Below are 1,411 nucleotides of genomic sequence, written 5' to 3' on the forward strand. Positions count from 1 at the left end.
AAGCTCCGCAAGGACATCTCGGCGCGGACCGACGGCGAGGTTCACCTGAACATCGTCGAAGTGCGCAAGCCCGAGACGGACGCCCAGCTGATCGCCGAGAACAACCACAACCTCGACATCGACAACCTGGTCGTCGCCGAGGCCTTCGTGGGCAAGAACCTGGTGATGAAGCGTTTCGCGAGCCGTGCTCGCGGCCGTTCGTCGCGCATCCTGAAACCTTTCGCGGAGATCACCATCGTGGTCCGCGAAGCCGGTGAGGCCGCCTGATGGGTCAGAAAGTCAATCCGATCGGTCTGCGCCTCGGCGTCAACCGTACGTGGGACAGCCGCTGGTTCGCCCGCGGCGCCGAATACGCCAACCTGCTGCACCAGGACCTCAAGCTGCGTACGTGGCTGAAGGAACGCCTGAACGCCGCCGGCGTGTCGCGCATCATCATCGAGCGTCCGCACAAGAAGTGCCGCGTGACGATCTACGCCGCCCGTCCGGGYGTCGTGATCGGCAAGAAGGGCGCCGACATCGAGAAGCTCCGCAAGGACATCTCGGCGCGGACCGACGGCGAGGTTCACCTGAACATCGTCGAAGTGCGCAAGCCCGAGACGGACGCCCAGCTGATCGCCGARAACATCGCGCAGCAGCTGGAACGCCGKATCGCCTTCCGCCGCGCCATGAAGCGCGCGATGCAGTCGGCCATGCGTCTCGGCGCCAAGGGCGTCCGCATCAACGTKTCGGGCCGCCTCGGCGGCGCGGAAATCGCGCGGATGGAATGGTATCGCGAAGGCCGCGTGCCGCTGCACACCCTGCGCGCCGACATCGACTACGGCTTCATCCAGGCCAAGACGACCTACGGCATCATCGGTGTGAAGGTGTGGGTCTTCAAGGGCNGCTGAAATCGCGCGGATGGAATGGTACCGCGAAGGCCGTGTGCCGCTGCACACCCTGCGCGCCGACATCGACTACGGCTTCATCCAGGCCAAGACGACSTACGGCATCATCGGTGTGAAGGTSTGGGTCTTCAARGGCGARGTCCTCGAGCACGATCCGATGGCGCAGGACAAGCGCTGGGCGATCGAGGCTTCGGGTCCTTCTTCGAACGAAGGCCGCGGCGGTGATCGCGGCGGCCGCAACGATCGCGGTCAGCGTCGCGGGCGTGAGGGCTAAGTCATGCTGCAACCGAAAAAGACCAAGTATCGCAAGGCCTTCAAGGGCCGCATCCACGGCGCCGCCAAGGGCGGCTTCTCGCTGAACTTCGGGTCCTATGGCCTGAAGACGGTGGAGCCGGAACGCATCACCGCGCGTCAGATCGAGGCGGCMCGCCGCGCGATCACCCGCCAGATGAAGCGTCAGGGCCGCGTCTGGATCCGCGTCTTCCCCGACCTGCCCGTCACGGGCAAGCCGGCCGAAGTCCGCATGG

At 65.5% G+C, this 1,411-nt stretch carries 3 protein-coding genes and 1 pseudogene; all 4 read left to right on the top strand.

All coding sequences use genetic code 11. The annotated features are described in order from the left end of the window. The coding region (locus ASD25_RS28930) for a 50S ribosomal protein L22 (protein WP_304439673.1) at positions 1-267 on the top strand (267 nt) is incomplete at its 5' end. Next, the coding region (rpsC, locus tag ASD25_RS28935) for a 30S ribosomal protein S3 (protein WP_082572654.1) at positions 267-881 on the top strand (615 nt) is incomplete at its 3' end. The genes ASD25_RS28930 and rpsC, both read left to right, overlap by 1 nt. Before the next feature lies 1 nt (position 882). After that, positions 883-1,158 (top strand): annotated as a pseudogene (locus ASD25_RS33515) (30S ribosomal protein S3); the annotation flags it as partial. Between the two features lie 3 nt (positions 1,159-1,161). Continuing rightward, a partial coding sequence (gene rplP / locus ASD25_RS28945; RefSeq protein ID WP_082572652.1) for a 50S ribosomal protein L16 occupies positions 1,162-1,411 on the top strand: 250 nt, incomplete at its 3' end.

The sequence above is a fragment of the Brevundimonas sp. Root1423 genome, assembly GCF_001426805.1.